The 4,689-nt window shown below is 23.7% G+C and carries 4 protein-coding genes and 1 pseudogene; 3 read left to right on the top strand and 2 right to left on the bottom strand.

The genetic code is table 11. The annotated features are described in order from the left end of the window. The first annotated feature begins 75 nt into the window (after positions 1-75). The 3 genes and pseudogenes from GBZ86_RS12835 to GBZ86_RS12825 all read left to right on the top strand — a co-directional run bounded on the left by GBZ86_RS12835 (position 76) and on the right by GBZ86_RS12825 (position 1,835). Entirely contained in the window at positions 76-627 is a 552-nt protein-coding gene (locus tag GBZ86_RS12835; RefSeq protein ID WP_152891257.1) for a class I SAM-dependent methyltransferase, read from the top strand. A gap of 26 nt (positions 628-653) precedes the next feature. Further along, positions 654-1,346, top strand: a pseudogene (locus GBZ86_RS12830) (response regulator transcription factor). A 249-nt stretch (positions 1,347-1,595) separates the two neighbouring features. Next, a complete protein-coding gene (locus tag GBZ86_RS12825; protein WP_152891255.1) occupies positions 1,596-1,835 on the top strand; it encodes an ATP-binding protein in 240 nt (79 codons plus the stop codon). Positions 1,836-1,873: 38 nt separating this feature from the next. Here the strand turns inward: GBZ86_RS12825 and GBZ86_RS12820 are convergent, their stop codons facing one another. Beyond that, a complete protein-coding gene (locus GBZ86_RS12820) occupies positions 1,874-3,370 on the bottom strand; it encodes a UDP-glucose--hexose-1-phosphate uridylyltransferase (protein WP_327445205.1) in 1,497 nt (498 codons plus the stop codon). A gap of 42 nt (positions 3,371-3,412) precedes the next feature. Then, entirely contained in the window at positions 3,413-4,576 is a 1,164-nt protein-coding gene (locus GBZ86_RS12815; protein ID WP_152891251.1) for a galactokinase, read from the bottom strand. Positions 4,577-4,689 lie beyond the last annotated feature (113 nt).

Genomic DNA, 4,689 nt, shown 5'->3' with positions numbered 1-4,689 from the left:
CTAAAAATACAATTTTATAGGTTGTTTACAATATATAGGAATTGGTAGTATAGTTTATTTAGGAGGATAAATTAAATGGGAAATTTTTTGATGGAATATATTTTAAATCCAAGAACTGTAGGTGCTGTAGTACCTAGTTCTAAGAATTTAGCTAAGAAAATGGTGGAAGAGATTAACTTTGATAATTGTCAGTGTATAGTAGAATATGGTCCTGGAACAGGAGCATTTACAGATGAATTACTAGTGAGAAGAAATGAAAATACTAAAATAATATTGATAGAATATAATAAAGAGTTTTATAAATATATTAAAGAACGTTATAAAAATAAGAAGAATTTAATTATTATAAATGGTTCAGCTGAAAATATTGATGATTACTTGAAAACATATGAAATTAATAATGTAGATTATATCGTATCAGGATTACCTTTTGCAAGTTTATCTAAAGAAGTTTCTAAAACTATATTAAATAAAACTAACAATATAATAGGAACTAGAGGAAAGTTTATAACTTTTCAATATACATTAACTAAGAAAAGATTTTTTGAAAAATATTTTTCAAAAATAAAAATAAAAAGAGAGTTTAAAAATATTCCACCAGCATATATTATCATATGTGATAAGTAATATTATCAGTTGGGAAAGGAACTTTTATGAAAGATAATATTTTAATAGTTGATGATGATGAAAATATTAGAAATTTAATTAAAATTTATTTAGAAAACTAGGGTTTTACTTTAGAACAAGCGAAAAATGCTGAATAAGCATTAAACATATTAGAAGAAAAAAATATAGATTTAATTTTATTAGATATAATGATGCCTGGCATAAATGGGTTACATACATGTATGAAAATTAGATAAAAAAGAAATATGCCAATAATAATTATGTCTACTAAAGTAGAGAATATAGATAAAATACATGGATTAACATCAGGAGCAGATGATTATATATGCAAGCCTTTTAGTCCTTTAGAACTTATTGCAAGAGTTAAAGGTCAGTTAAGAAGGTCTAAAAAATACAATTTAGATAAAAATGAAAAATCAATTATAGAAATAGGAGATTTAAAGCTTAATGTAGATACAAAACAAGTATTTGTAAATAATGTAGAGGTTAAATTAATACCTAAAGAATTTGATATTTTAGAGTTATTATGTAGAAATAAGGGTATAGTACTAAGTATTAGAAAAATATATGAATATGTTTGGAAAGAAGAGTTTTTTAAATCAGATAACACTGTTATGGTTCATATAACAAAAATTAGACAGAAAATAGAAGAAGATTCTAAAAATCTAAGTTATATAAAAACTTTATTAATATTATTTATAAAAAATCTAAAGGGTTAAATAGTTTAATAAATAAATTGTTTGAATATACCTATACAGAGTGTAATTTAAATTCTTTAATAAAGTAGATGCTAGGAGAATATTTATACATATTACAAAAAGAAAATTTGATTTTAATTGAGGATTTATGTGAGGAGGATTTAATAGTAAATTTAGATATAGAACATATGGGAGAGTATTTGATAATTTATTTAGTAATGCAGTAAAAAACCAGCAAAAGTTGAAGTTTAGCTATATAAAAAGGGAAAAATGGCTATTTTTAATATGAAAAATAAAGTTAATAATATTAATAAAGAAGATATAAAATATATTTTTGAAAGATTTTATAGAGTAGATAAATCACCATGTGAAACAAAAATTTCAGGTTTGGGTTTATCAATAGCTAAAGCTATAGTAGATTTACATAAAGGAAAGATTTATGCAGATTTAGATGATGAAAGAATAACTTTCACTGTAGAATTAAAGTTATATAAAAATAAAATGGAGTAGAGTCAGGGACTACTCCATTTTACTTGAAGGAAGATATATTATTTATTTAAAACACTTACAAATTTTTTGAAAGCATTTATTCCCTCAGAAGTATTTATATTAAATACTCCACAATATTCTAAAACTTTGACAAATTTATTAGCTAAAGCTGTATTTATAAAATCATCTATAGGAATAGAATTTTTAATTTCAGTATATTTTGCTTTTAACTCAATACACCATTCACTATGATATTTAGGAATTTTTTCAATAATTAATTCATTTAAAATAAATTTTTTAATATCTTCTAACTCATTTAAAAGCCTTCCAGGTAAAACAGCAAGTCCCATTACTTCTATTAAACCTATATTTTCTTTCTTTATATGTTGAACATCAACATGAGGATGAAATATTCCAAGAGGATGTTCTTTAGAAGTTCTATTATTTCTAAGAACTAAATCAACAATAAATTCATCATTTTCTTTTCTTACTATAGGAGTAATAGTATTATGTGGTTCATTATTAGAATGACTTAATATTTCTACAGATTCATCACTATAATTTCTCCAAGTATTTAAAATATGTTGTGAACAATCAACTAAAGTGAGTATATTACTTCCTTTTAATCTAATAGTTGATAATGGCCAATTTAATACTTCTAAGCATATATCTTTATATCTATCTAAAGTAAAATCAAAAATTTTCTTGGCAGAATTCATTGGGAAAGTATGATTTCCTCCTTGATAGTGCTCATGAGATAAAATTGAACCACCAACTATTGGTAAATCAGCATTTGAACCTATAAAATAATGTGGAATTTTATCAACAAATTGTAATAAGTTAATAAAAGTATCTTTATTAATTTTCATAGGTATATGATTATTACAAAGCAATATACAATGCTCATTATAATAAAGATAAGGAGAATATTGTAGCATCCAATTTTTATTATTAATATTAAATCTTATCATTCTATGATTTGCTCTATCAGGATGAGTAATAGTACCTTCAAAGCCCTCATTTTCTGTACATAATAAACATTTAGGGTAATTACTTTTTATAGAATTTCTTTCTAAAGCTATTTGTTTAGGATCTTTTTCAGGTTTAGAAAGATTAATAGTTATTTCCATATCACCATAATTAGAGCTTGATTTAAAATTTATATTTTTAGCAATTCTATCTGTTCTTATATAATTTGAGCTTTTACTAAGATTATAAAAATAATTTGTAGCTTCTATGGGATTTATTTCATATCTATTTAAAAATTCTTTATTAATTATTGATGGACTAGGTATAAAACAGTTCATTAAATTACTTGAAAAAATATCTTTTTCATATAAAGAATTAGAAATAAGGTCTTTATTTATTGCAATATTAATTAATTCATTTAATGTTTCATGTAAAGTTAAATTAAGTTTTTCTCCAGTTGAATAATTATTTTCTTTTAAAATAGACAGCAATCTATTTCTTACATAAATTTCATCCATTTTATCAATAAGACCATTATCTATTGACAAAGTTATAAGTCTATCTATTAATGAATTAAGTTTATTAATCATAAAATTTCACCCCTTATACAATGAATTAAAACTTTAGTTTTAAAGTTTTATAGGACCATTTCCTATAGATGCTATATAAAAAGATGCTTCATAGCCTATAGTGTCTTTATAAACTTTTCCTACATTTTCTATAAATGAATTAACTGAATCATTTTTTACTATAGCAATGGCACAACCACCAAAGCCAGCACCTGTCATACGAGCACCTAAAACACTTTCTTGCTTCCAAGCAGTATGAACTAATGTATCTAATTCTATACCTGTAACTTCATAATCATCTCTTAAAGAGTTATGGGAATCGTTCATTAATTTACCAAAAGTTACAATGTGGTTATTTTTTAAAGCTTTAACAGCAGCTTTAACTCTTTCATTTTCATATATAGCATGCTTAGCTCTTTTTATTTTAATTTCATCATTTATTACATGCTTATGTTTTTCAAATTCTTCAGGAGTTAACTCACATAAAGAATTTATATTAAGAATAGTTTTTAAACTTTCTAAAGCACTATCACATTCAGCTCTTCTTTCATTATATTTAGAGTCTGCTAATTCACGTCTTTTATTTGTGTTCATTATTATAATGGTTTCATTAATTAAATTTAGCGGAACATATTCAAAGAATAAATTATTACAGTCTAGCATTATAGCTTTATCTTTTTGCCCAAGAGATATAGCAAATTGATCCATTATACCACTATTAACTCCAATATATTTATTTTCTACTGTTCTACCAAGTAGGGCAGCTTGTACATTATCAAAATCTAAATGAAAACTATCCTTTAAAATTTTAGCCGATAACATTTCAAGAGATGCAGAAGAAGAAAGTCCAGCACCATTTGGTAAGTTTCCATATATAACAATATTTAATCCATAATTAATTTTATGGTTATTTTCAAGTAAAAATTTAATAACTCCTTTTAAATAATTAGCCCAATCATGTTTTTTATTATATTCTAAATTATCAAGTGAAAATTCTAATACACCTAAATCTTCAAAATTCATAGAATATACTTTGAAGATTTTATCTTTACGTTTACTTACAGCAGCATAAGTTCCAAGTGTTATAGGACAAGGAAAAACAAAACCACCATTATAATCAGTATGTTCTCCTATAAGATTGATTCTACCAGGTGCAAAGAATATGCTTTCACAATCTTCACCAAAAATATTTGCAAATTTATTTTTAATAGTATTATTAACCATATTTTACCTCCGATTCAAAAAAATTCTTGTTAATATAATTATAAATCTTTACTAAAAAATAATCAATAATTTTACTAAAATTAATTAATATATTCATTTAATTTATATAATAT

Source organism: Clostridium tarantellae, from assembly GCF_009295725.1.
Classification (GTDB): domain Bacteria; phylum Bacillota; class Clostridia; order Clostridiales; family Clostridiaceae; genus Sarcina; species Sarcina tarantellae.
Note: the sequence above shows the minus strand (reverse complement) of the source record. Positions and strands in the feature narration are given on the sequence as shown.